This window comes from Parabacteroides sp. AM08-6 (assembly GCF_003473295.1).
Taxonomy (GTDB): Bacteria; Bacteroidota; Bacteroidia; order Bacteroidales; family Tannerellaceae; genus Parabacteroides.
Genome location: NZ_QRMP01000061.1, coordinates 1,875 through 3,700, shown reverse-complemented (window position 1 = coordinate 3,700; position 1,826 = coordinate 1,875). Strand labels below are relative to the sequence as shown.

The 1,826-nt window shown below is 39.4% G+C and carries 3 protein-coding genes; all 3 read left to right on the top strand.

The features are described 5' to 3' along the window. The first annotated feature begins 47 nt into the window (after positions 1 to 47). From DW103_RS17710 to DW103_RS18085, 3 genes are read left to right on the top strand one after another with little or no spacing between them, the layout of a single operon-like run. Positions 48 to 794 (top strand): DNA cytosine methyltransferase, encoded by a 747-nt coding sequence (locus DW103_RS17710; RefSeq protein ID WP_122278586.1) that lies wholly within the window; start codon positions 48 to 50, stop codon positions 792 to 794. A gap of 6 nt (positions 795 to 800) precedes the next feature. Further along, on the top strand, positions 801 to 1,370 hold the full coding sequence (locus tag DW103_RS17705) for a hypothetical protein (protein WP_122278584.1): 570 nt from the start codon (positions 801 to 803) through the stop codon (positions 1,368 to 1,370). Positions 1,371 to 1,390: 20 nt separating this feature from the next. After that, the gene (locus DW103_RS18085) at positions 1,391 to 1,570 is read left to right on the top strand and encodes a hypothetical protein (RefSeq protein WP_147381250.1); all 180 of its coding nucleotides are present in this window, start codon (positions 1,391 to 1,393) and stop codon (positions 1,568 to 1,570) included. Positions 1,571 to 1,826 lie beyond the last annotated feature (256 nt).

Genomic DNA, 1,826 nt, shown 5'->3' with positions numbered 1-1,826 from the left:
AAGAGAGCTATGATTAAGTGGTGTTTTGGGTTAAAGTACGAGAAGTAATGAAGCAAAGTAAACTAACGCATGGCTCTCTATTCAGCGGCATTGGCGGCTTTGAATTAGGGGCTGAAATGGCAAAAATAGACACTTTGTGGAATTGTGAGATAGAGAAATTTCAAGGTGAAATATTAAAATTAAGATTTCCTTATGCAGAAAGATTCACAGATATTACAAAAACAACCGGCCTTCGATATGTGGACATCATTAGTGGAGGATTTCCGTGTCAAGATATCAGCGTTGCCGGAAAGCGTGAAGGTATTAAGGGCAAACGTTCGGGGTTGTGGGGTGAAATGTATCGAATTATATGGGAAGTTAGACCTAAATACGTCATCATTGAAAACTCGCCAGCTCTCACTATTTCCGGTCTTGAACAAGTCTTATGCGACCTTTCCAAAATCGGGTATAATGCTGAATGGCAATGTATATCAAACTACGCTTTTGGATACCCACACAAAAGGGAAAGACTTTATCTTATTGCCTACTCCAACAAAGTCAGACTACAAAGCGACATACGCAAATGTGGACGCTTTGACTCGATATTTAAACAGTGGACATCAGATACGAGTGTTGGATATACTTGCGCAAAAAGGATTTTTGAAATCCCAGCGCATAGCACTATTAGAAATGATGATGGGTTTCCCAATTGGTCACACAGAGTTGGAAGTATCGGCAATGCAGTCAACCCGACGGTAGCAAAGTATTTATTTGAGTGCATTAAATTATTTGACAAACAATTAATTCAAGATTAAGAAATCATGAATAATATCAATTTAAACGCTCTCCGTGACAGGGCATATAAAACAGCCTGCGAGCACGGTTTCCACGACAAGGAGTTGAGTAACGAACACATTCTCTGCCTCATTATTTCCGAGCTTATGGAAGCTGTGGAAGCTGACAGGAAAGGGAAACAGCCCAATATAATGCAATTCGATAGGGGCCTTTCATATCCTATGAATGATTTCAAGAAAGTATATGATTACTGCATCAAAGGTTCGGTTGCCGAAGAGCTTGCCGATACAGCCATACGCCTACTTGACTTGGCCGGATTGCGTAAGATAGAAATCCGGGACTTCACAGAAGAAGAAATAGACGATTCGTCGGAATCCTGTAACGATGAAACCTTCACCGAAAGCATATATGCCATAAGCACAATACCTATACGATACGAGTATGAATACGGTTACTCTTTAGGTGAACAATTAAGCAGTATGCTACTGGCCGTTTTCGGATTTGCCAAGCATCTTGACATAGATTTGCTTTGGCATATTGAGCAGAAGATGAAGTATAATCAGCTACGTGAGAAGATGCACGGAAAGAAGTATTAATCCTCAAATTCTAACAATAAATGAATGCTAACAAGTTACTAATAGGACGACTATACAAATGTACCTATCCTAACAGAGAAGGAGAATATGTATATGTCGGTGAGCGCCTAATCGGATATTGTTTCGAAGGATGCGGGGGAAATAGAAATATCGCCATAAGTGAGCGGATGGTTGAAAAACACATTCATGAAACAGATTAGGCTCAAATCACGGAAAAAATGAAATAAACATGATAGTGATAAGCCCGGATGGTTAATGCCAACCGGGCTTATTTTATTTTTATAGAAAAGTAGCAAAAAGTTTGTCTTGTATCGGTTATGCCCTTTATTTTGTGTTTAGTTCGTCGTTAAGGTTAGTTCGTTTTGGTTATGCCGTATACAAACAGAAATACATTGATTAAGATGGTAAGGGTGCAGGATATCGTGTTGGAGCAAAAAAAACATGGTGTCACACAAC